Raw genomic sequence first — 20,251 nt, forward strand, 5'->3', positions numbered from 1 at the left:
CTGTAGTTGGCATTGTTGAGATTTGCGTAATAGGTTTAAAAAGGAGTGAGCCGAAGCGGCGGACAGGATTCTGGCGATTCGGCCTCACGGGCGAGGTATCGAAAAACATGCCGGCAAAGACGGTCAAAGCGGCGATCGACGAACTGAAGAACGCGGTTCAGTCCCTGGAAAACGCGATCGACAGCCGTTTTGACAGGGAACGCGATCTCGGCGAGTTCGAGGGCGAGGTCCGACGGGTCAATACGGATCGGTCGCGGCTGGCACAGGAACTCGACCAATCCCAATTCCGGGCAAACCGACTTGAAGAGGTCAACCGCGAGGTTTCCCGACGCCTCGTGACGGCGATGGAAACCATTCGAGCGGTGCTCGACCGCTGAGGTTTAAGCGACATGGCGCAGGTGACAGTATCGATCGACGGCAAGGCCTATCGCATGGCCTGCGAAGAGGGACAGGAAGATCATCTGATCGAACTGGCCACCAACTTCGATCAGTATGTCGGTCACTTGAAGACCCAGTTCGGCGAGATCGGCGATCTGCGTCTGACGGTTATGGCCGGCATCATGGTCATGGACGAGCTCAGCGAGGTGAACCGCCGGCTGAAGGCGCTCGAAGCCGAAGTCGACACCCTCAAGCGGGGGCGCGACAGCGCTCTCACCGACCAGGCAAGAGGCGAGGAACTCCTGGCCTCGGCACTGAGCGAAGTCACCTCGCAAATCCACACCATTGCCGCCAAGCTCAATGGCCGGACGACATCTTCGACAAACTGAGCTCTTTCGTCGGGTCGCCTCTGGCGCGACGCACGGATAGGCTCTATATGTTGGCTGCGGTCTGCGCTTCCCGACAGGATCCACAATCCCCGGGGCCTTACTCGATCTCAAGGGAGCTGTCCCTGGCCGGGCTCGTGGGTCCGGACACATGGCACCCACCTACTTTGTAGGCACCCGGGATCGTAAAATATCCATCGGTTGGGTGGATCGCACTTTCCCCTTTCAAAAACGATCTCAGCCAGCGGCAAAAGCGCTGCGGATGGCGTCGGCCATCGCATCGACGGTCTGCGATCGATTGCCCGGCCGGGTGCGCAGCACGACATTCGAGAAATCGATGACGCCGAAACCGTCTTCCTCAGTCAGTTCGCGGCAGCCGGCCGGGATGGCGCTGCGCGACAGCGGCGCAATGGCGAGCCCCGAGACCACAGCGGCGATCAGGCCGCTGCTGGTGCGGCTGGCATAGGCGACGCGGCTCTCGAGCCCGCGCTTCCTCAGGCACTTCATCGCAAGGTCATCGCACCATCCGCCTGCCAGATAGGTATAGGTCGCGATCGGCAGGGGCCGGCGTTCATGGGCCGCATGCTGGTCCGACGTCACCCAGACGGTGGGGTCGACCATGAGGACTTCGTTCCTTGTCGGTCCGCCCGGTTCGAAAACCACGGCAATATCGATTTCTCCGGCGGCAAGGGCGTTGACGTTCGACATCGACACGCCCTGCTGCACCGTCACCTCCACGCCTGGATGAACGGCGGCGAAGGCGCCCAGAGCCTTCGGAAGTGCGGAGTTGATATATTCCTCGGAGATGCCGATCCTGACCGTTCCGTCGAGCGCCGGCAGGCGCATCGATGCTGCTGTATCGTCCAGCAGAGCCACGATCCGCCGGGCGTTGTCGACGAGGCGCAGGCCCTGCGCCGTCGGCACCACCCCGCGCGAATGACGCTCGAACAGCGCCTCGCCCAGCATGTCCTCGAGCTTCTTGAGCTGCATGCTGACGGCGGACTGCGTGCGCCCGATGCTGTCGGCGGCGCGTGTCAGGTTGCCGGCGTCGGCAACGGCGAGAAAGGTCCTCAGCAGATCGCTGTCGAGTGGAACGGACATTGTCTCTACCATCAGAGTTTCTGATGGTAGTCATGCTTGCAATTCGTTTGTCAGATGTCAATGAGGCGAGGACAATCGGTCCGTCCTATCCATCAAGGCTGTCCCGATGAGCGTTCTTGCTCTTGTCTTCTTCTCAGATCTCCAGGCCACTCTCCGTACCCGGCTGGTACCAAGCGGCCGGTCGCTGTTGGCGGCCGCCTCTGTGGAGTCGCCGTCCGCAATTCCGGACGACAAGCCGCGTCTGCTGCGCGATGCCGGGCTCGGTGATCTGCGGCTTGATGATTGCTGGCGAGAGGGCATAGGCCGGGACCCGGTCTATCGTTCGCTCTGGATGTTATGAAATGATGTCGAGCCGGGCGGCGCGGAAGATCGCTTCCGCAAGATTGCCTGCCCGCAGCTTGCGCATGGCGTCCTGAAGCGCTCTGTCGATACGATCGAGCGGGATGTCGGTCTCGCGCATCATGTCCTGGCGCGTGCGGCCACGGGCGGCCAGCGTCAGGCAGCGCAATTCCAACGGATCGAGTTCGTTCATCTGGTCCTTCATGGACGTCGGCTTTTCCACTGCTGCCTGCAGGAGCGCGTCCATACATCGAACGCGGGCATTAGTTCCTGCTAATTATTTGAAATCATGTCTGTATTTGCACGCGGCCCCACTCATGCGAAAGCGGAACCGTGGCCCATGATGAACGGAACGCTAACTCTGTGCCGTTGCGGGAAAGAGCAGATCTACTGTCGCAGACTGTTGCAAAACCGGCGGTGACGTGGTTCGAGCTAAAGGCCGCAACGCGCTATGCCACAGGCGTCGAGGCGGGAAATCGACCGGAAAAACAGCGTTCTGTGTCATTTCGGGAAAAGAATGTGACGCCGGTCGAAATGTTTGCGCCCAGTCGGAGGGGAATGATGTCACCAAAGGACCTGAAAGCCGCCTTGCGCAGGGATAGTCTGGCGCTTCGCGACGCGATGACGGCGGAGTTTCGCATCGAAGCGAGCCTGACCATGGCTGATCACGCCGGCGATGTCATTGCGCTCGATCCCGGCCACATCGTCGCCGGCTTCTGGCCGATCCGTTCCGAGGTGGACATCCGGCCGCTGATGGCGCGCCTTCGGGATCGCGGCGCGAGGCTCTGCCTGCCTGTTATCATGGACAAGAAGACGATCGTGTTTCGCGAATTGCTCAACGGCGCTTCCGTCATCGAGACCGGCTTCGGCACCACCGGCCCTGGCCCGGACGCGCCGGAACTCGACCCGGACATCATGCTCGTGCCGCTGTCGGCCTTCGATGCGACGGGCCATCGGATCGGCTACGGCGCCGGCTATTACGACCGCGCCATCGACAGACTGCGCAACAAAGGCCACCTGCCGAAGCTGATCGGGATTGCATTCGACTGCCAGGAAGTGGCATCAGTGCCCGCTGAACCGCACGACGTCGCGCTGGACGCCGTCCTTACGGAGAGCGGGTTTCGGCATTTCTAGAGCGTTTCAGGAAAGCCACGGATTCGTGGAAACGCTCTATCTCTTTGTTTTACGCAGTTCCGGACGCAAAACCGCTACGCACTTTTGCTCCAACTGCTCTGGTGGGATTGAACGGGCATGAGGCTTTTGTTTCTGGGAGATATGGTGGGCAAGACGGGCCGCACGGCGGTCTGGGAGCGTCTTCCGGGACTGGTCGGAGACCTCAAGCTGGATTTCGTCATCGTCAACGGTGAGAACGCCGCCGGCGGCTTCGGCATCACCGAGGATATCTTTCTCGAGACGATCAATGCCGGTGCCGATGTCGTCACCACAGGCAACCATGTCTGGGACCAGAAGGAGGCCGTCGTCTTCTGCGAGCGGCACGATCAATTTCTGCGGCCGGCGAATTATCCCGCGGGCACGCCCGGGCGCGGATCGAACCTGTTCTTTGCCCGCAATGGCGCGCGTGTGCTCGTCGCCAATGTCATGGGTCGCGTCTTCATGCACCCTGAACTCGACGATCCCTTCAAGTCGGCCGAAGCGATCCTCGATGCCTGCCCGCTCGGCGAGCAGGCGGACGCCATCGTCTTCGACTTTCATGCCGAGGCGACGAGCGAAAAGCAGTGCTTCGGTCATTTCGTCGACGGACGGGCCAGCCTCGTCGTCGGCACGCACACCCATGTGCCGACGGCCGACCATCAGATTCTCAATGGCGGCACCGCCTATATGAGCGACGCCGGCATGTGCGGCGACTACGATTCCTCGCTCGGCATGGACAAGGAAGAGCCGCTCAACCGCTTCATTTCGAAGATGCCGAAGGGGCGCTTCGAGGCGGCGTCCGGGCCGGCGACCATTTGCGGTCTCGGCGTCGAAATTTCCGACCGCACAGGCCTTGCCGAAAAGATCGCGCCGTTGCGCCTCGGCCCGAGATTGACAGAAACCATCCCGGACTTCTGGGCCTGAGCCATCCTCAAATTGACGATTTCCAGCCGCCGGATCGTCTCGCCCGCGCCTGACCAAGGCGCGGGTTTCAACGCGTATCACCTTCCCGGAATTGATTTTTTTCAAGGTGACAACCCGGCCAAATGATGGCAGGGTAACGCCACGTCAGCGCCGTCTCGGCCGCGGCCGACGTCAGCAAGTCTTCCATATTGAATACCATCCGCAGCACAGGATTGCGGGTTCGAAATGTCGCCGCAGGTATTCGGACGACCAATGTCCCGTGCCGGGCGTTCTCGATTTTACTGCATGATTCCTTGGATCGACGTCGATTTAAGGAGAAGATCATGCAGCGAGTTTCAGGCGTGACAGCGTTCTTTGCGCGTCATATTTGATGCGCGGGGCGCTGTCGGTGCATTCGGAGAGCGTGCATGTTTTCAAAGTGGCATTTGCCGATGATTTTCGGCGCTTCGATTTCCCTTTTCTCTGTGACGAGCGTGGTCGCGCAGGATGCGCAACTTCCCACGGTCACCGCCGCCAAGCCGGTCGTTCGCGATGTCATCGACAGCGACGAGTTCATCGGTCGCTTCGAAGCGGTCGATGAGGTTGCCATCCGCGCCCGCGTCGGCGGCTATCTCGACGAGGTGAACTTCACCGATGGTGCTCTGGTGAAGAAGGGCGACAAGCTCTTCGTCATCGATCAGCGCCCCTATCGCACCGCGCTGTCACAGGCGGAGGCGACGCTCGAGTCAGCGCGTTCGTCTCTCGCCTTTGCCGAAACGCAGTTCAAGCGGACGGAATCCCTGACCGGGACCGGCACGCTCTCCGTCTCGACGCTTGACGATCACCGCCGGGAACTGCTTTCGGCACAGGCCAGTGTGCGCGGAGCGGAAGCCGCGGTCGAACGCGCCAAGCTCGATCTCGACTACACGACCATCAGTGCGCCGCTGACCGGCCGCGTCGACCGCCGGCTGATCTCGACGGGCAACCTCGTCCAGGCGGACCAGACCGTGCTGACGACGATCGTTTCGCTCGACCCGATCGATTTCTATTTCGACGTCGATGAACGTCGTCTGCTTTCCTATGCGCGTGTTGCCCGTGAACGCGGCAGCGCCCTGCAGGAGGGCGGCGGCGCGCTCGACGTTATGGTCACGATCGCCGACGCCAACGAGGCGCCCTTCAAGGGCAAGCTCGATTTTGCCGAGAACCGGCTGGACCAGGCGAGCGGCACGATGCGGGTGCGCGCCCGCTTCGACAATCCCAATTTCGTGCTGCAGCCCGGCCTCTTCGGCCGTGCGGAGCTGGAGGGCTCGAACACCTACAAGGCCGTGCTCGTTCCGGATGAAGCAATCGGCGCCGACCAGAACGAACGCATCGTCTACGAAGTGCGCGAAGACGGCACCGTCGCGACCAAGCCGGTGCGGCTGGGTCCCAAGCTGCACGGCTACCGCGTCATTCGCAGCGGCATGACCGGCGACGAAACCATTGTGGTCAACGGCCTGATGCGGGCACGGCCGGGCACGAAGGTGAAGCCGGAATTAGTCGAACTGCCTCCCGAAGCTCAGGCGACAGGGAGCGCGCAATGAGGTTTGCCCATTTCTTCGTCGACCGCCCGATCTTCGCATCGGTGCTTTCGATCGTATTGCTGATCGTCGGCAGCATCGCCTACTTCCAGCTGCCGGTGGCGCAGTACCCGGAAATCGCTCCGCCGACGATCGTCGTTCGAACGGCCTATCCGGGCGCCGATGCCGAAACCATCGCCAACACGGTGGCGACGCCGCTAGAGCAGGAAATCAACGGCGTCGAGAACATGCTCTACATGTCCTCCTATTCGACCGCTGACGGCTCGATGGCGCTGACGATCACCTTCAAGCTCGGAACGGACCTCGATCAGGCCCAGGTTCTGGTGCAGAACCGTGTGTCCATCGCCGAACCCCGCCTGCCCGAAGATGTCCGGCGCATCGGCATCACCACGGCCAAGAGTTCGCCCGACCTGATGATGGTCGTGCATCTGCTGTCGCCGAGCGAGCGCTACGACCAGCTCTACGTCTCGAACTATGCCCGCACCCGCATCCGCGATCTCCTGGTTCGTCTCGACGGCGTCGGCGACGTCATCCTGTTCGGCGAGCGCGAATATGCCCTGCGTGTCTGGCTCGATCCGGAGAAACTCTCGGCCTATGCAATGACGGCCGGCGACGTCGTGCAGGCGCTGCGCGAGCAGAACGTACAGGTGTCCGGCGGTTCGATCGGCGCGCCGCCGACGCCGGGTGACAGCGCGTTTCAATATACGGTCACGACCGATGGCCGCTTCAGCGATGCCCGGCAGTTCCGCTACGTCATCGTCAAGGCGACGGAGAGCGGGCGCCTGGTGCAGTTGCAGGACGTGGCGCGCATCGAGCTCGGCGCCCGCGAATACGTCAACAACAGCTATCTGGACGGCAGCCCGGCCGTGGCGCTCGGCATCTTCTCGCGGCCGGGCACCAATGCGCTCGACGCGGCCGACGCGATCCAGAAAGTGATGACGGACGTTTCGAAGGACTTTCCCGAGGGTCTCGAATATCGGATCGTCTACAATCCGACCGAGTTCATCTCCGAATCGATCAACGAGGTCTACAAGACGATCGGCGAAGCTGCCATTCTGGTGGCACTCGTGGTTCTCGTCTTCCTGCAATCCTGGCGCACGGCGATCATCCCGATCGTGGCGATCCCGGTGTCGCTGGTCGGCACCTTCGCGTTCCTCTACGCTTTCGGCTTCTCGCTCAACATGCTGACATTGTTCGGCCTGGTGCTGGCGATCGGTATCGTCGTCGACGACGCCATCGTCGTGGTCGAGAACGTCGAGCGGAACCTGGCGCGCGGCATGAGCCCGCGCGAGGCGTCGCACGTGACCATGGACGAAGTGGGCGCAGCGGTCATCGCGATCTCGCTGGTGCTGACCGCCGTCTTCATCCCGACGGCCTTCATCCCCGGTATTGCCGGCCAGTTCTATCTGCAGTTCGCCGTCACGATTTCTGTGGCGACGGTGATCTCCGCTTTCAATTCGCTGACGCTGTCGCCGGCGCTCGCGGCAATCCTGTTGAAACCGCACGAGAACGATCACCACGAAAGCGGCAATCCGCTGACCCGGCTTGGCCGGTCGCTGGCGAACGGCTTCAACAATGGTTTCGACCGCATAGCTGAAGGCTACGCCTGGATCGTGCGCAAGCTGGTTTCGACAAAAACGGCGCTCGCTGCGGCGCTCATCGTCTTCGTCGGCCTGCTCGGCGCCACCTGGTATATGGCGCAGATCGTGCCGAGCGGCTTCGTACCGACCATGGACCAGGGTTACGCCATCGTCGTCATCCAGCTTCCGGATGGTGCTTCGCTCGATCGTACCGATGCAGTGGTCAAGCGCGCGTCGAAGATCATCCAGGAGGTGCCCGGCGTGAAGAGCGCGGTCGCCTTTGCCGGCTTCAACGGTGCGACCTTCACCAACGCCTCCAATTCGGGCGTGGTCTTCGCCCCCTTCGAGAGTTTCGAGGAGCGCTTGAAGCACGGCCAGAGTGCCAACCAGATCATCGGCGAGCTCTATGGCAGCCTGCAGAGCATCCAGGAAGCCTTCATCATTGCCGTACCGCCACCGTCGGTGCGCGGTATCGGCAACTCCGGCGGCTTCAAGATGCAGATCATGGATCGACAGAGCGCCGACATGCGCCGGGTGCTGGGGCTTGCCTATCAGATGATGGGCGCCGCCAATCAGACCGAGGGGCTGACCGGGGTCTTTACGACGTTCTCAGCGTCGAGCCCGCAATATTTCCTGGCGATCGACCGCGACAAGGCGAGGACCTTGAACGTGCCGATCCCGAATATCTTCGAGGCACTGTCGATCAATCTCGGCACGTCCTATGTCAACGACTTCAACGCCTTCGGCCGCGTCTATCAGGTGCGGGCGCAGGCCGATCAGCAATATCGTCTGGAGCGGGACGATATTCTGGCGCTGAAGGTCCGTTCGGCCACCGGCGCCCTGGTGCCGATGGGCACGCTGGTGGAGATCCGCGACACGGCGGGTCCTGCCCTCGTGCAGCGCTACAACATGTACGTATCGGTGCCGATACAGGGCAACCCTGCGCCCGGCGTTTCGACCGGTACGGCTCTCGACAAAATGGAGGCGCTCGCCGCCCAAATCTTGCCGCAGGGAACGACCTTCGAGTGGACGGAACTCGCCTTCCAGGAACGCCAGACTGGCAACACCGCGGTGTTCATCTTCGCGCTGTCGGTCGTCTTCGTGTTCCTGGCGCTGGCAGCGCAGTATGAAAGCTGGGTCCTGCCGCTGGCGATCATCCTGATCGTGCCGCTCGGGGTGCTCTCGGCACTCATCGGCGTGTTCGTGCGGGGGCTCGACAACAACGTGCTGACCCAGATCGGGTTGATCGTGCTGATCGGGCTTGCGGCGAAGAACGCGATCCTGATTGTCGAGTTCGCCCGACAAGGTGAGGATGAGGGGAAAACGCCGATCGATGCGGCGGTCGAGGCCAGCCAGTTGCGCCTGCGGCCGATCCTGATGACCGCCTTCGCCTTCATTCTCGGCGTCGTGCCGTTGGTGATCGCCACAGGCCCGGGCGCGGAAATGCGCCAGTCGCTCGGAACGGCGGTGTTTTCCGGCATGCTGGGCGTGACCTTCCTCGGCCTGTTCCTGACGCCGGTCTTCTACGTCGCGCTGCGTTCGTTCCGCCGGCGCAAGCCGGTTGCGGCGAGCGAGCCGATGGCGACACCGGCCGAGTAACCCGAGCCACACTCCTTGTGATCCAACGCCCCGGCGGAAACGCCGGGGCGTTTCGTTGTGAACAGGGCGCTCGGCACTGTTCGCAATGCCAGCACAATGACGCAAACGTGAGCGCCTGCTCGCCCTTTGCGGCTGGACGTGACGGCGCGCTTGAACAATCCTCCGTTCGCCCGTGACGGCGGCGTTTCTCGACCTGGACGCGTTCGCTGCCGATACTGTCGAACGGCCGCACGGCCTGTACCCAAGCCGAAATCTGCTTGAGCACAGGGTATGCGCGAGGTGTGAAAGGGGAAGGATGATGCTCCGCTACCTTGCCTACACTTTTGCTGCCATCTGGCTTCTGCATGCCCTCTGGCCATCGGTCGCGCATGCACAGGCAGCGCCCGCGCAGGTAAGCCAATGCCAGGCGATTGCCGAGACGTTGCCGCAGGCCACTTTCGCCAGTTTCACACCGGCCGCCGCCACCGAAGGGCAAACGGCCGCTGGTGAAGTGACGATCACCTATCTCGGTCATTCCACCTTTCTGATCGAGACGCCCGGCGGCGTTTCGATCGCCACGGACTATAACGGCTGGTTCCGCCCGTCGGCGCCGCCGACGGTGGTGACGATGAACAAGGCGCATTCCAGCCACTACACATTGACGCCGGATCCGGCGATCAACACGGTGCTGCACGGTTGGGGTGACGATGGCGAGCCGGCTCGGCACGACCTCGTCGTCGGCGACACTTATATCCGCAATGTCACCACGGACATTCGCTCCGGCGCCACGACGATGGAGCACGATGGCACCTCCATCTTCATCTTCGAGGTGGCGGGCCTGTGCATCGGCCATCTCGGCCATCTGCACCATGAGCTCGACGACAGCCACTACCGGCAGATCGGCAGGCTCGACGTGCTGATGGTGCCGGTCGATGGCGGGCTGACGATGGGAGCCGAAAGCATGAGCCGTGTGGTTTCGCGGCTGCGCGCAGCACTGATCCTGCCGATGCATCGGCGCGGACCCCCGATCAATGCCTTCCTCGATATGTTCGGCGATGATTTCGACAGGAGCTTCGCGACAGGGGCGAGCGTCAAAGTTTCGCTGCGTTCCTTGCCAAGCAAACCACTGATTTATATTCTCCAGGGCGTCTGAACATCGGGATTGCCCAATGAAGTTGTCAGTGGTCGGCGTACTCGTCTTTTTGTCCCTTTCAACCATGGCTCAGGCCGGCGGCGCGCCGGCGCCGCGCATGCCGTCCCCCGATACTCAGCAATCGCAAAGCGTTCCCCTGGCGACTGTCGCGCCCGTTGTCGAGCAGGAGGAGTTCGTGATGCCGTCCGGCAATATCGGCTGCATCTATACGCCCGCGGGCGGCACGGCGACCTACCAGCCTGATGACGGCGGGCCGGAACTCGCCTGCGATATCATCGCGCCGCGTTATGTCAGGGCAACGCTTGGGCGCGCCGGTGCGGCAACGATCAATCGCGAGGTTGGCGATCCCAGTTGCTGTTCTGCCGGGCCGGTGCTCGAATACGGGGCGACATGGTCGGGCGGTCCCTTTTCCTGCATCTCGGAACGAACCGGTCTTTCCTGCCGCCGCGAGGACGGTCATGCCTTCGTTCTCAGCCGCGCAAGCATCTCCGCCAACTGAAAAGAAACGCCCCCTGCTGGACGGAAAGCGGCAATAAAACTATAAGGCGCCCCATTCCATTCAAATTCATGCATGCAGAGGGTGCCATGGCTGGCCATTCACAGTTCAAGAACATCATGCACCGCAAGGGCCGTCAGGATGCGGTGCGCTCGAAAATGTTTTCCAAGCTCGCGCGCGAAATCACGGTTGCCGCCAAGACCGGCATGCCCGATCCGGCAATGAACGCGCGCCTGCGTCTGGCGATCCAGAACGCCAAGGCGCAGTCGATGCCGAAGGACAACATCGAACGTGCGATCAAGAAGGCCTCCGGCGGCGACGCGGAGAACTACGAAGAAGTCCGTTACGAAGGCTACGGCCCGGGCGGCGTCGCCGTTATCGTCGAGGCGCTGACCGACAACCGCAATCGTACCGCCTCCAACGTTCGCTCGACCTTCACCAAGGCCGGCGGCGCGCTCGGTGAAACCGGTTCGGTTTCCTTCTCCTTCGACCGCGTCGGCGAGATTACCTACAAGCTTTCCGTCGGCGATGCCGACAAGGTGATGGAAGCTGCCATCGAAGCTGGCGCTGACGACGTGACGACCGACGAGGAAGGCCACACGATCATCTGCGGTTTCGAGGCCATCGGCGAAGTTTCCAAGGCGCTCGAAGATACACTCGGCGAAGCCGAAACCGTCAATGCGATCTGGAAGGCCCAGAACACCGTGCCGGTCGACGAGGAGAAGGCACAGTCGCTGATGAAGCTCATCGATATCCTCGAAGACGACGACGACGTCCAGAACGTCTATTCGAATTTCGAAGTGTCCGACGAAGTCATGGCGAAGCTTTCGGCCTGAGCCGGATCTTTCGGTCCTGCATGTTTCCTTAAATCCCATCCGATTTAAGGACAAAAACATGCAGCGATTGAAGTTGCTACAGCGACCTTTGCGCGTCCAATAGGACGCGCGGCGCTGTAGAGATTTTGATCTACCCGTGTCCGACAGGGCGCGGGTTTTTCTTTGGGTATCACAGATGACATATGAATTCGCGATCTTCGACTTCGACGGCACGCTTGCCGATACCGCGGAGTGGTTCATGGCGGCGAGCAACCTTGCCGCTGCACACTTCGGATTTCGCCAGCTGTCCGTCGAGGAGTTCAAGGGGCTGCGTGCCATGGGCAGCCGCGAGATCATCGCGCATATGGGCATGCCGATGTGGAAGCTGCCACGGATCGCCAGTTTCATGCGACAGGAGATGGCGGCCCAGACTCAGGCGATCCGGCTCTTTCCCGGTGTATCGGACATGCTGGTCGGGTTGAAGTCGGACGGCATCGGCATCGCGGTCGTCAGTTCAAATGGCGAAGCGGCGATCCGCAGGGCGCTGGGCGAGACCGCCTCAACCATCGACTTGTTCGAATGCGGCGCCACCCTGTTCGGCAAGGCGCAGCACTTCAAGAGGGTCGTCAAGTTCGCCGGTGTCGACCCGTCGCGCATCCTTGCAATCGGCGACGAGGCCCGCGACATCGAGGCAGCCCGCAAGGCGCGCATCGCCGCCGGTGCCGTCGGCTGGGGCTACGCCGACCCGGCGTTTCTGAAATCGCTTGGGCCGGATCGTTTCTTCGATCGCATGGACGAGATCCTGCTCGCCTTCCAGGCTGCGAACGGCTGACCGGTCACGCCGCCTTCGAAAGCTGCTGCTGCGCCTCGGCGAAGAGGCGCAGCGATTTGAGCCGGGCCCCCATGTCGAAGATCGGCATCGAGATGATCAGTTCGTCGGCCTTTGTCTGGCCAAGGAACGTTTCGATCTTCCTGCGGATCGTCTCCGGCCCGCCGACGATGGCATAGGACATCGCGTGATCGACGAAGATCTTTTCATCCGAACTCCACAAACCATCCATGGACGCGATCGGTGCCGGGAACCGGCCACGGGCGTTGCGTCGCAGGGCAACGAAGGATTGCTGCATCGAGGTGAAGAGGTAGTTTGCCTCCTCATCGGTCTCTGCCGCCACGCCCATGACGCCGACCATCACATGCGGCTTGGCTAGCGTTTCCGAAGGCGTGAAACGCTCGCGATAGATCTCGAGCGCCGACAGCAGCATGTCAGGTGCGAAATGTGAGGCAAACGCAAAGGGCAGGCCGAGCATGCCGGCAAGATGGGCGCTGTAGTGGCTCGAGCCCAGGAGCCAGATCGGTACGTTGGTGTCGGCACCTGGAACCGCGATGATCGTCTGATCCTCGGCGACGGGGCCGAGCAGCGCCTGCAGTTCGACGACGTCGTTGGGGAAGTTGTTGGCGCTCGCTTCCATGTTGCGGCGCAAGGCCTGGGCGGTGCGCATGTCGGTGCCGGGCGCGCGGCCAAGCCCGAGGTCGATGCGGCCGGGATAGAGCGCGGCAAGCGTTCCGAACTGCTCGGCGATCACCAGCGGCGAGTGATTGGGCAGCATGATGCCGCCGGAGCCGACGCGGATTGTCCTCGTTCCTGCCGCCACATGGGAGATGACGATCGAGGTCGCAGCGCTGGCGATGCCCTTCATGCCGTGGTGTTCGGCCAGCCAGAAGCGCTTGTAGCCGTTTTCTTCGGCGGCCTGCGCCAGCAGCCTCGAGTTTTCCAGCGACTGGGCGACGCTGCCGCCTTCGGTGATCGGGGAGAGATCGAGAACGGAGAACGTCGCCATGAGCAAGGCCTTTGTTGAGCAAAATTGATTGAATGGCTATGTAAGGTCAAAATTCCTCAATCCAAGGGCCGCCGTTAAGATTTCCGGCAAGGGCGCCTGTGTCATGTGGATGTTTTTGTTTTGTTCACTTTTTGCTGGCAGCGTCCGGACACGCAGCATAGGGTGAATTTCATGCAGACCACGATTCGCATCATCGGCATCGATCCCGGCCTTCGCCGTACCGGTTGGGGCATCATCGAAACGCTCGGCAATTCGCTGCGCTTCGTCGCGTCCGGGACTGTGACATCCGATGGCGACATGGATCTCGCCTCGCGTCTCTGCCAGCTGCATGACGGACTGGCTGAAGTCGTGCACAGTTATCAGCCGCATGAGGCGGCGGTGGAGCAGACCTTCGTCAACAAGGATGCGACGGCGACACTGAAGCTCGGGCAGGCGCGCGGCATCGCCATGCTGGTGCCGGCGCGCGCCGGCTTGAGGGTGGCCGAATATGCGCCGAACGCAGTCAAGAAGGCCGTCATCGGTGTCGGCCACGGGGAAAAGCAGCAGATCCACATGATGCTGAAGGTCCTGATGCCGAAGGCCGAGTTCAAGGGCAATGATGCTGCCGATGCTCTGGCGATCGCCATCTGCCACGCGCACAACCGCCTGTCGGTGACCAGCCGGCTTGCGGCCCTGATGGGGTAGTTGCGCCGGTGCCGTTAATTTCCGATGGTCGGTCCGATCATCCCGCAATCCATCCATGAGAGACGACGCCACATGATCGGCAAATTGAAGGGTACTATCGACGAAATCGGCGAGGATCATGTCGTTCTCGACGTGCATGGCGTCGGCTATGTCGCCCATTGTTCGGCGCGCACATTGTCGAAGCTCGGTTCGGCGGGAGAGGCGGCGGTGCTGTTTATCGAAACCTATGTGCGCGAGGACCAGTTGAAGCTGTTCGGCTTCCTGACGGCGCTGGAGCGCGAGTGGTTTCGCCTGTTGCAAAGCGTGCAGGGCGTCGGCTCCAAGGTGGCGCTCGCCCTCCTTTCGACGCTGACGCCGGGCGAGCTCGCAAACGCGATCGCGCTGCAGGACAAGACTTCGGTGTCGCGCGCGCCGGGCGTCGGCCCGAAGGTGGCGGTGCGCATCGTCACCGAACTGAAGAACAAGGCGCCGGCGTTCGCCGGCGAAATGTCCGGCTCGATCGGCCTCAAGCAGGAGCTTGGCGAGGGTGTTGCCTCGGCGCCGGTTTCCGATGCGGTGTCGGCACTCACCAACCTCGGCTATTCGCGCGATCAGGCCGCCAATGCGGTTGCCGCGGCGCTGAAGAACGGCGGTGAGGACGCCGACAGCGCCAAGCTGATCCGGCTGGGTCTGAAGGAACTGGCGCGATGACTTCTTGCGTTGTCGTCCCGGCCGATGCAAAACGGGCATATTCTTTGACACCTTGCGCACGAATGCCCGATCGATTGGAACGGATGGATGACTGAAGCCGCACGCCTGATAACGCCGGAAAAGCGCGGCGAAGATCTCGATGCGACCATGCGTCCGCAGTCCCTGGACGAATTTACAGGCCAGGCGGAAGCGCGCGCCAACCTGAAGATCTTCATCGAAGCGGCGAAGAACCGCGGCGAGGCGCTCGATCACGTGCTGTTCGTCGGACCGCCCGGCCTCGGCAAGACGACGCTGGCGCAGATCATGGCTAAGGAGCTCGGCGTCAACTTCCGCTCGACCTCCGGCCCGGTCATCGCCAAGGCGGGGGATCTCGCTGCACTTCTGACCAATCTCGAAGAGCGCGACGTTCTGTTCATCGACGAAATCCACCGGCTCAACCCGGCGGTCGAGGAAATCCTCTATCCGGCGATGGAAGACTTCCAGCTCGACCTTATCATCGGCGAGGGGCCGGCGGCGCGCTCGGTGAAGATCGATCTGTCGAAGTTCACGCTGGTGGCCGCAACCACGCGTCTCGGCCTGCTGACGACGCCGCTGCGCGACCGTTTCGGCATTCCGGTGCGGCTCAATTTCTACACGGTCGAGGAACTGGAATCGATCGTGCGCCGTGGTTCCCGGCTGATGGGGCTCGGCATGACCGACGACGGCGCACGCGAGATTGCCCGCCGCGCCCGTGGCACGCCGCGCATCGCCGGCCGCCTGCTTAGGCGCGTGCGCGATTTTGCCGAAGTGGCGCGGGCCGAAGCGGTGACAAAGAAAATCGCCGACGAGGCGCTGACGCGGCTGCTCGTCGACAATATGGGGCTCGACCAACTCGACCGCCGCTATCTCTTCATGATCGCCCAGAATTTCGCTGGCGGGCCTGTCGGCATCGAGACCATCGCCGCGGGTCTCTCCGAACCGCGCGATGCGATCGAAGACATCATTGAACCCTATCTGATCCAGCAGGGCTTCATCCAGCGCACGCCGCGCGGCCGAATCTTGACCGCCAATGCCTGGAAACATATCGGCCTCAATCCGCCGAAAGAGGTCGAGGCGACGCAGTTCCGGCTGACGCTCGAGGACGAGTAAATGATCACCCGTCGTGGACTGTTGAAGGTTCTCGGCGGCGGCATAGCCAGTATGGCGGCGCTTGGCGGCTATGCCTTTGCCATTGAGCCGCTCGCCCGGCTGAACGTGACGCGGTATTCGCTGACGCCGCCGGGATGGACGCCGGGCTTGAAGCTGCGCGTGGTGGCCCTTGCCGACATCCATGCCTGCGAACCGTGGATGTCAGCCAATCGCATCGCTTCGATCTGCCGACAGGCCAATGCGCTTGGCGGCGATATCACCGTCCTTCTCGGCGACTATGCCGCCGGCATGAACCTGGTGACGCGCTACGTGCATTCCAGCGAATGGTCGAAGGCGCTTGCGACGCTCGAGGCGCCGCTCGGCGTGCATGCGATCATGGGCAATCACGACTGGTGGGAGGACAGGACCGCGCAGAAGAACAGCGGCGGTCTCACCTTCGGTCACAGGGCGCTCGCGGACGTCGGCATCAACGTCTACAGCAATCGTGCCATCCGCCTGGAAAAGGATGGCCTCGGCTTCTGGCTCGCCGGCCTCGAAGATCAGCTTGCGCTGGTGCCGGGCAGGAAGTGGCTGCGGAAACATATGCAGGGCCTCGACGATCTCGACGGCACCTTGGCGCAGGTCGGTGACGACGCGCCGGTGATCCTGCTTGCCCATGAGCCGGACATTTTTCCGAAGGTGCCCTCGCGCGTCGCCTTGACGCTCTCCGGCCATACCCATGGCGGGCAGGTCCGGTTTCTCGGTCACGCTCCCGTCGTGCCCTCCCGTTTCGGCGATCGCTACGCCTACGGTCATATGGTCGAGGCGGATCGCAGCCTGATCGTTTCCGGCGGGCTCGGCTGCTCGATTGCGCCGGTCCGCTTCGGCGTGCCGCCGGAGATCGTCGTCATCGACCTCGGCTAAGGGGGCCCGGCCGCATGGCTTAGGCACGCGGCCGAATGGCGTATTTCGGCGGGACGGCGAGCTCGCTATGATCCAGCAAGGATAGAGCCGGCCGTCGACGATGGGCGAGCACTTTCCGTTGCCTGCGCCGCCTCCACGAAGGCGGCCGAATGCTTGAAGTCCATCCAGAGGAGGGAAGAGTGTATGCTGGCGCGGCGCGCGTTCCTCAAGCTCCTGGGCGGACTGGTAATGGCGGGCTTTGGGACGAGCGCCTATGCCATCGGTGTCGAACCGTTGCGGCGCCCCCTTGTCACGTCCTATGCCGTAAAGCCAACCAACTGGCCGATAGGGCTAAAGCTCAGGATCGTCGTTCTGGCCGACATCCATGCCTGCGAACCCTGGATGCCGGTACGCCGGATTGCCGGCATCTGCGATCAGGCTAATGCGCTTGGTGGCGATATCATCCTCCTGCTCGGCGATTACATGAGCAGTCTGCGCCTGACCGGTTTCGTCGAACCAGCCCGTTGGGCCGAGGCATTGGCGCGGCTGAAGGCGCCGCTCGGGGTCCACGCGATCATGGGCAATCATGACTGGCTCAACGATCCGGTGGCCAGCCGAGCCGGGCACGGTCCGACCTTGGCGCACAGAGCGCTCGCCGGCGTCGGTATCCCGGTCTATGACAATCGTGCGCTGCGGCTCGAAAAGGACGGACGATCTTTCTGGCTGGCAGGTCTGGCCGATCAACTCGAACCAACCTATCCGGCTCCGGATGGCTCCGGCATGATCCCCGGGCTCGATGACCTGCCCGGCACGCTGGCCGGCATTGACGGTGACGATCCGATCATTCTGATGGCGCACGAACCGGATATCTTCGTCGACGTGCCCCGGCACGTATCGCTGACGCTCGCCGGTCATACCCATGGCGGGCAGGTGCGGTTCTTGGGCTATGCGCCACTCGTCCCGTCGCGATACGGCAACCGCTATGCCTACGGGCATATCATCGAGGATGATCGCCACATGATCGTCTCAGGCGGATTGGGTCTTTCGAATTTGCCGGTGCGGATCGGATCGCCGCCGGAGGTCGTTGCCGTCGACATAGGCTAGGTCAGCGCCGGCTGTCGTTACTGTCGCGATCTCAGGCTATACCGCCAAGGCAGGCACTGAATATCTGTGTATGGCACATGTCTACTTTATTGTATTCTTATTCTTGCCACATCTGCGCCCCGCTTTGAGCCGATTTCGACAGTAACAAGACCCCGGGCGATTAAGGGCATTAGCAGTATCACATGCCGTCCAGGGACAGACAGAAGCGGTTTTAGTTCAGCGTCGATTTCATTCAGTCTGAGGGAATTTTGTAGGGTGCGCCATTCGGGGTGGCGCCATTCCCACGTGATCCTGCCGATATCGAAAAGGTACTTTACAATGGGTCTCATGTTTCTAATCAATACGCTGAGCCTCGATCCCGTCGCCGCGCTCAAGACGGGTCTACGCATACTCCACTTCATCGGGTTGGCGCTGGGGCTGGGAGCTGCCACCGTTCTGGATCTGATGATCGTCAGATTCTTCATCAAGGGGAAAGTGACCCCGGAACACTGGGCGGTGTTCCACTTCGGGTCGAAGATCGTCAATTGGGGCCTGATCCTCCTGTGGGTCACGGGCATTGGCTTCATGACCTACTACGGCTACTTCGAGCCGATCAAACTTGGCAATGAGAAGGTCTGGGCGAAGATGACCATCGTCGCCATCCTGACGATCAATGGCGCCTTCATCCATGCGGTGATCCTGCCGAAGGTGAAGATGCAGATCGGTCGTTCGCTGATGGAAGGCATGTCGACCAAGCAGCGCAGCACCTTCCTCATCTCCGGTGCCGTCTCGGCAACCTCGTGGTACGTGCCGCTGATGCTCGGTGCCCTGCCGCAGCTCAACTTCGTCGTTCCGATGACGGTGATCCTGATGGCCTATGGCTTGCTGCTGGCCGCCGCGATCATCATCTCGCATAGCCTTCTTTTCGTGCTTCCGGCGGACAAGGTACCGGCAAAGCAGACGAAAACGCGGACCGAGCCGATGATGGGCGTGCCCTCGGTGGCTTGAGCTGGGGGATCGCGTGCCTGGTTTAGCCGGCACGTAACCGAAAGGAAGGGCCCGGCGTCGAGCATGACGCCGGGCCCTTCTGTTTATGGCGCTGTCAATGCGCCTCAGGTGGGTAAACTTGGTCAAGCGGCCTTGCTGAACAGGTTCTGAAGAGCGCTGCGCAGGCCTGGCACGACTTCATAGATGTCGGTCACCAGAAGCAGACCATCGGCGCACTCGAACCATTCCCCTGCCATGCCTGCAATCCCCTTGACCGACGCGCTGAGCTTGGCGGCCTCGATCGAGTTGGGAGGGGTGCTGATGACCCGCTCGGCAATCCAGGCGTCGAGCCAGCTTTGGTTTGCGGGCGAGACGGCCTCGAGCGCGGTTTGCGGGTGTTTGTCGAAATACTCCTGGATGGCGATGTTCGTCGGTGCGATGACGATCTGGTCCAGATTGCTGTCGCCGAAGGCGTCGATGACGCGAGAGCGCTCCAGCGCCATCAGGAAGGTGTCGGTCTTGCCATCCCGGCCGGTTGCCGCTGCGAGTGAGCGCAGCGTCTCCAGTATCGTGGGAAGCGGCTGTTCCTGTTGCGCCTCGTCGGCGCCGGTCTTGACGAGGGACTTATAGACGAGATCGATGCCGGGGGTGAACGACCGCTTGCGGATGCCGCGCGTCCAATTGTATTCGAAATCCACCTCGAAGCGGCCTTTGAGATTGGGCACTGCGCCCTGCGGCACCTCGATGATCACCGCCGGGTTCCAGATGTAGCCGGCATAGGACGGGCGGCCGGGATTTGCGGGCATTCCCGCCGACACCCAGCCGACATGCGGCAAGCTGGTGTGCCACTCGATCGATCGCGATTCCGGGCGGGCGGCGAACGAGACCTCCGAAGCGGTGAAGCTGACACCGACATTGGCGCTGAGCGAAGCGCCCGCCTTCGGCCCTTCCGAACTGTACTCGGCGCTCAGTTCACCGCCGATCGAGAAGCTGATCGTTGCCTGTTCGATCGTGCTGTTCGGCCCGAACGTCAGGAGCCGTGCCTGTGCCGAAGTCGTCTCGATGCGCAGATTCATGTGGTTGGCGTAAAAACCGACCGAGACCCAATTGGATGACGGGTTGGACGGCGAGCCCTGGATGCCGTGATAGACATCGCCGGCGACGAGATAATAGTCGCGCGTCAGATTCTGATCGCCGTGCATCAGTTTGTAGACTGACAGCAAGGCGTTCGCAGTCAGGGTTTGTGATGAGGTCTTGACCGTACCCCATCCAAAATCCTTGCCGCCATTCGTTCTCCATTCACCGTTCAAAGTGCCGACAAGCTTCCAGACTTCAGGATTCAACGTCTCGATAGGCATCGTGTGGTTCCTTCGAAGCGCCGTCGATCGACGGGAGGTTGAGCTGTGGAGCGAGGCCGGGACTGGCCCGCACAGCCACCATAACGCAGATGCTCTATGACAACCTAAGGTAATAATTTGTACATTAAAGCTCTTTAAAC

At 61.9% G+C, this 20,251-nt stretch carries 21 protein-coding genes and 1 other RNA gene; 18 read left to right on the forward strand and 4 right to left on the reverse strand.

Features of this window, described 5'->3' with window-relative positions:
* Positions 1-107: 107 nt before the first annotated feature.
* The 3 genes from AC244_RS15140 to ssrS all read left to right on the forward strand — a co-directional run bounded on the left by AC244_RS15140 (position 108) and on the right by ssrS (position 980).
* On the forward strand, positions 108-377 hold the full coding sequence (locus tag AC244_RS15140) for a DUF4164 domain-containing protein (RefSeq protein ID WP_053249644.1): 270 nt from the start codon (positions 108-110) through the stop codon (positions 375-377).
* 12 nt (positions 378-389) lie between these two features.
* Positions 390-767, forward strand: a complete 378-nt coding sequence (locus AC244_RS15145) for a cell division protein ZapA (RefSeq protein WP_053249645.1) — start codon at positions 390-392, stop codon at positions 765-767.
* 55 nt (positions 768-822) lie between these two features.
* Positions 823-980: non-coding RNA, 6S RNA (gene ssrS / locus AC244_RS34870), on the forward strand.
* Between the two features lie 21 nt (positions 981-1,001).
* On the opposite strand, the gene AC244_RS15150 is transcribed toward ssrS, so the two are convergent.
* Positions 1,002-1,877 (reverse strand): LysR family transcriptional regulator, encoded by an 876-nt coding sequence (locus tag AC244_RS15150; protein ID WP_053249646.1) that lies wholly within the window; start codon positions 1,875-1,877, stop codon positions 1,002-1,004.
* A gap of 94 nt (positions 1,878-1,971) precedes the next feature.
* On the opposite strand from AC244_RS15150, the gene AC244_RS15155 reads away from it, so the two are divergent.
* The gene (locus AC244_RS15155) at positions 1,972-2,205 is read left to right on the forward strand and encodes a hypothetical protein (RefSeq protein ID WP_053249647.1); all 234 of its coding nucleotides are present in this window, start codon (positions 1,972-1,974) and stop codon (positions 2,203-2,205) included.
* Here AC244_RS15155 and AC244_RS15160 read toward each other — a convergent pair.
* On the reverse strand, positions 2,200-2,409 hold the full coding sequence (locus AC244_RS15160; protein ID WP_053249694.1) for a hypothetical protein: 210 nt from the start codon (positions 2,407-2,409) through the stop codon (positions 2,200-2,202). The two genes, AC244_RS15155 and AC244_RS15160, sit on opposite strands and share 6 nt — an antisense overlap.
* 356 nt (positions 2,410-2,765) lie before the next feature.
* On the opposite strand from AC244_RS15160, the gene AC244_RS15165 reads away from it, so the two are divergent.
* From AC244_RS15165 to AC244_RS15200, 8 genes are all read left to right on the forward strand, one after another.
* Complete coding sequence (locus AC244_RS15165; protein ID WP_053249695.1) at positions 2,766-3,338, forward strand: 5-formyltetrahydrofolate cyclo-ligase; 573 nt, start codon at positions 2,766-2,768, stop codon at positions 3,336-3,338.
* 117 nt (positions 3,339-3,455) lie between these two features.
* Positions 3,456-4,280 carry a YmdB family metallophosphoesterase gene (locus AC244_RS15170; protein ID WP_053249648.1) on the forward strand — a complete coding sequence of 275 codons (825 nt, stop codon included), beginning with the start codon at positions 3,456-3,458 and terminating at the stop codon, positions 4,278-4,280.
* Between the two features lie 407 nt (positions 4,281-4,687).
* Complete coding sequence (locus AC244_RS15175; protein ID WP_053249649.1) at positions 4,688-5,842, forward strand: efflux RND transporter periplasmic adaptor subunit; 1,155 nt, start codon at positions 4,688-4,690, stop codon at positions 5,840-5,842.
* Positions 5,839-9,018 (forward strand): efflux RND transporter permease subunit, encoded by a 3,180-nt coding sequence (locus AC244_RS15180; RefSeq protein ID WP_053249650.1) that lies wholly within the window; start codon positions 5,839-5,841, stop codon positions 9,016-9,018. The genes AC244_RS15175 and AC244_RS15180 overlap by 4 nt, the downstream gene beginning before the upstream one ends.
* Positions 9,019-9,313: 295 nt before the next feature.
* Complete coding sequence (locus AC244_RS15185; protein ID WP_053249651.1) at positions 9,314-10,150, forward strand: MBL fold metallo-hydrolase; 837 nt, start codon at positions 9,314-9,316, stop codon at positions 10,148-10,150.
* 16 nt (positions 10,151-10,166) lie between these two features.
* Positions 10,167-10,649, forward strand: a complete 483-nt coding sequence (locus AC244_RS15190; RefSeq protein ID WP_152975963.1) for a DUF6636 domain-containing protein — start codon at positions 10,167-10,169, stop codon at positions 10,647-10,649.
* Between the two features lie 86 nt (positions 10,650-10,735).
* A complete protein-coding gene (locus AC244_RS15195) occupies positions 10,736-11,482 on the forward strand; it encodes a YebC/PmpR family DNA-binding transcriptional regulator (RefSeq protein ID WP_053249652.1) in 747 nt (248 codons plus the stop codon).
* A gap of 175 nt (positions 11,483-11,657) precedes the next feature.
* A complete protein-coding gene (locus tag AC244_RS15200) occupies positions 11,658-12,293 on the forward strand; it encodes an HAD hydrolase-like protein (RefSeq protein ID WP_053249653.1) in 636 nt (211 codons plus the stop codon).
* Between the two features lie 4 nt (positions 12,294-12,297).
* Here AC244_RS15200 and AC244_RS15205 read toward each other — a convergent pair whose 3' ends face one another.
* Positions 12,298-13,299: an LLM class flavin-dependent oxidoreductase gene (locus tag AC244_RS15205; RefSeq protein ID WP_053249654.1), complete on the reverse strand. Its 1,002-nt coding sequence runs from the start codon at positions 13,297-13,299 to the stop codon at positions 12,298-12,300.
* A gap of 171 nt (positions 13,300-13,470) precedes the next feature.
* Here AC244_RS15205 and ruvC point away from each other — a divergent pair, with 171 nt between their 5' ends.
* The 6 genes from ruvC to AC244_RS15235 all read left to right on the forward strand — a co-directional run bounded on the left by ruvC (position 13,471) and on the right by AC244_RS15235 (position 18,774).
* The gene (gene ruvC, locus AC244_RS15210; protein WP_053249697.1) at positions 13,471-13,983 is read left to right on the forward strand and encodes a crossover junction endodeoxyribonuclease RuvC; all 513 of its coding nucleotides are present in this window, start codon (positions 13,471-13,473) and stop codon (positions 13,981-13,983) included.
* A gap of 72 nt (positions 13,984-14,055) precedes the next feature.
* On the forward strand, positions 14,056-14,673 hold the full coding sequence (gene ruvA, locus AC244_RS15215) for a Holliday junction branch migration protein RuvA (protein WP_053249655.1): 618 nt from the start codon (positions 14,056-14,058) through the stop codon (positions 14,671-14,673).
* A gap of 87 nt (positions 14,674-14,760) precedes the next feature.
* Complete coding sequence (gene ruvB / locus AC244_RS15220) at positions 14,761-15,801, forward strand: Holliday junction branch migration DNA helicase RuvB (protein ID WP_053249656.1); 1,041 nt, start codon at positions 14,761-14,763, stop codon at positions 15,799-15,801.
* On the forward strand, positions 15,802-16,704 hold the full coding sequence (locus AC244_RS15225) for a metallophosphoesterase (RefSeq protein ID WP_053249657.1): 903 nt from the start codon (positions 15,802-15,804) through the stop codon (positions 16,702-16,704).
* A gap of 183 nt (positions 16,705-16,887) precedes the next feature.
* Positions 16,888-17,787, forward strand: a complete 900-nt coding sequence (locus tag AC244_RS15230; protein WP_053249658.1) for a metallophosphoesterase — start codon at positions 16,888-16,890, stop codon at positions 17,785-17,787.
* A gap of 327 nt (positions 17,788-18,114) precedes the next feature.
* On the forward strand, positions 18,115-18,774 hold the full coding sequence (locus tag AC244_RS15235; protein ID WP_202596075.1) for a hypothetical protein: 660 nt from the start codon (positions 18,115-18,117) through the stop codon (positions 18,772-18,774).
* A gap of 122 nt (positions 18,775-18,896) precedes the next feature.
* Here the strand turns inward: AC244_RS15235 and AC244_RS15240 are convergent, their stop codons facing one another.
* Complete coding sequence (locus AC244_RS15240; RefSeq protein ID WP_053249659.1) at positions 18,897-20,111, reverse strand: hypothetical protein; 1,215 nt, start codon at positions 20,109-20,111, stop codon at positions 18,897-18,899.
* Positions 20,112-20,251: the final 140 nt, after the last annotated feature.

The sequence above is a fragment of the Ensifer adhaerens genome, assembly GCF_001270265.1.
Classification (GTDB): Bacteria; Pseudomonadota; Alphaproteobacteria; order Rhizobiales; family Rhizobiaceae; genus Ensifer; species Ensifer adhaerens_B.

Coding starts and splice junctions, on each gene's coding strand:
- AC244_RS15190 (WP_152975963.1), top strand. CDS start 10,167: ATGAAGTTGTCAGTGGTCGGCGTACTCGTCTTTTTGTCCCTTTCAACC.
- ruvB (WP_053249656.1), top strand. CDS start 14,761: ATGACTGAAGCCGCACGCCTGATAACGCCGGAAAAGCGCGGCGAAGAT.
- AC244_RS15155 (WP_053249647.1), top strand. CDS start 1,972: ATGAGCGTTCTTGCTCTTGTCTTCTTCTCAGATCTCCAGGCCACTCTC.
- AC244_RS15165 (WP_053249695.1), top strand. CDS start 2,766: ATGTCACCAAAGGACCTGAAAGCCGCCTTGCGCAGGGATAGTCTGGCG.
- AC244_RS15150 (WP_053249646.1), bottom strand. CDS start 1,877: ATGGTAGAGACAATGTCCGTTCCACTCGACAGCGATCTGCTGAGGACC.
- AC244_RS15185 (WP_053249651.1), top strand. CDS start 9,314: ATGATGCTCCGCTACCTTGCCTACACTTTTGCTGCCATCTGGCTTCTG.
- AC244_RS15140 (WP_053249644.1), top strand. CDS start 108: ATGCCGGCAAAGACGGTCAAAGCGGCGATCGACGAACTGAAGAACGCG.
- ruvC (WP_053249697.1), top strand. CDS start 13,471: ATGCAGACCACGATTCGCATCATCGGCATCGATCCCGGCCTTCGCCGT.
- ruvA (WP_053249655.1), top strand. CDS start 14,056: ATGATCGGCAAATTGAAGGGTACTATCGACGAAATCGGCGAGGATCAT.
- AC244_RS15195 (WP_053249652.1), top strand. CDS start 10,736: ATGGCTGGCCATTCACAGTTCAAGAACATCATGCACCGCAAGGGCCGT.
- AC244_RS15145 (WP_053249645.1), top strand. CDS start 390: ATGGCGCAGGTGACAGTATCGATCGACGGCAAGGCCTATCGCATGGCC.
- AC244_RS15235 (WP_202596075.1), top strand. CDS start 18,115: ATGTTTCTAATCAATACGCTGAGCCTCGATCCCGTCGCCGCGCTCAAG.
- AC244_RS15180 (WP_053249650.1), top strand. CDS start 5,839: ATGAGGTTTGCCCATTTCTTCGTCGACCGCCCGATCTTCGCATCGGTG.
- AC244_RS15240 (WP_053249659.1), bottom strand. CDS start 20,111: ATGCCTATCGAGACGTTGAATCCTGAAGTCTGGAAGCTTGTCGGCACT.
- AC244_RS15225 (WP_053249657.1), top strand. CDS start 15,802: ATGATCACCCGTCGTGGACTGTTGAAGGTTCTCGGCGGCGGCATAGCC.
- AC244_RS15170 (WP_053249648.1), top strand. CDS start 3,456: ATGAGGCTTTTGTTTCTGGGAGATATGGTGGGCAAGACGGGCCGCACG.
- AC244_RS15160 (WP_053249694.1), bottom strand. CDS start 2,409: ATGAAGGACCAGATGAACGAACTCGATCCGTTGGAATTGCGCTGCCTG.
- AC244_RS15200 (WP_053249653.1), top strand. CDS start 11,658: ATGACATATGAATTCGCGATCTTCGACTTCGACGGCACGCTTGCCGAT.
- AC244_RS15205 (WP_053249654.1), bottom strand. CDS start 13,299: ATGGCGACGTTCTCCGTTCTCGATCTCTCCCCGATCACCGAAGGCGGC.
- AC244_RS15175 (WP_053249649.1), top strand. CDS start 4,688: ATGTTTTCAAAGTGGCATTTGCCGATGATTTTCGGCGCTTCGATTTCC.
- AC244_RS15230 (WP_053249658.1), top strand. CDS start 16,888: ATGCTGGCGCGGCGCGCGTTCCTCAAGCTCCTGGGCGGACTGGTAATG.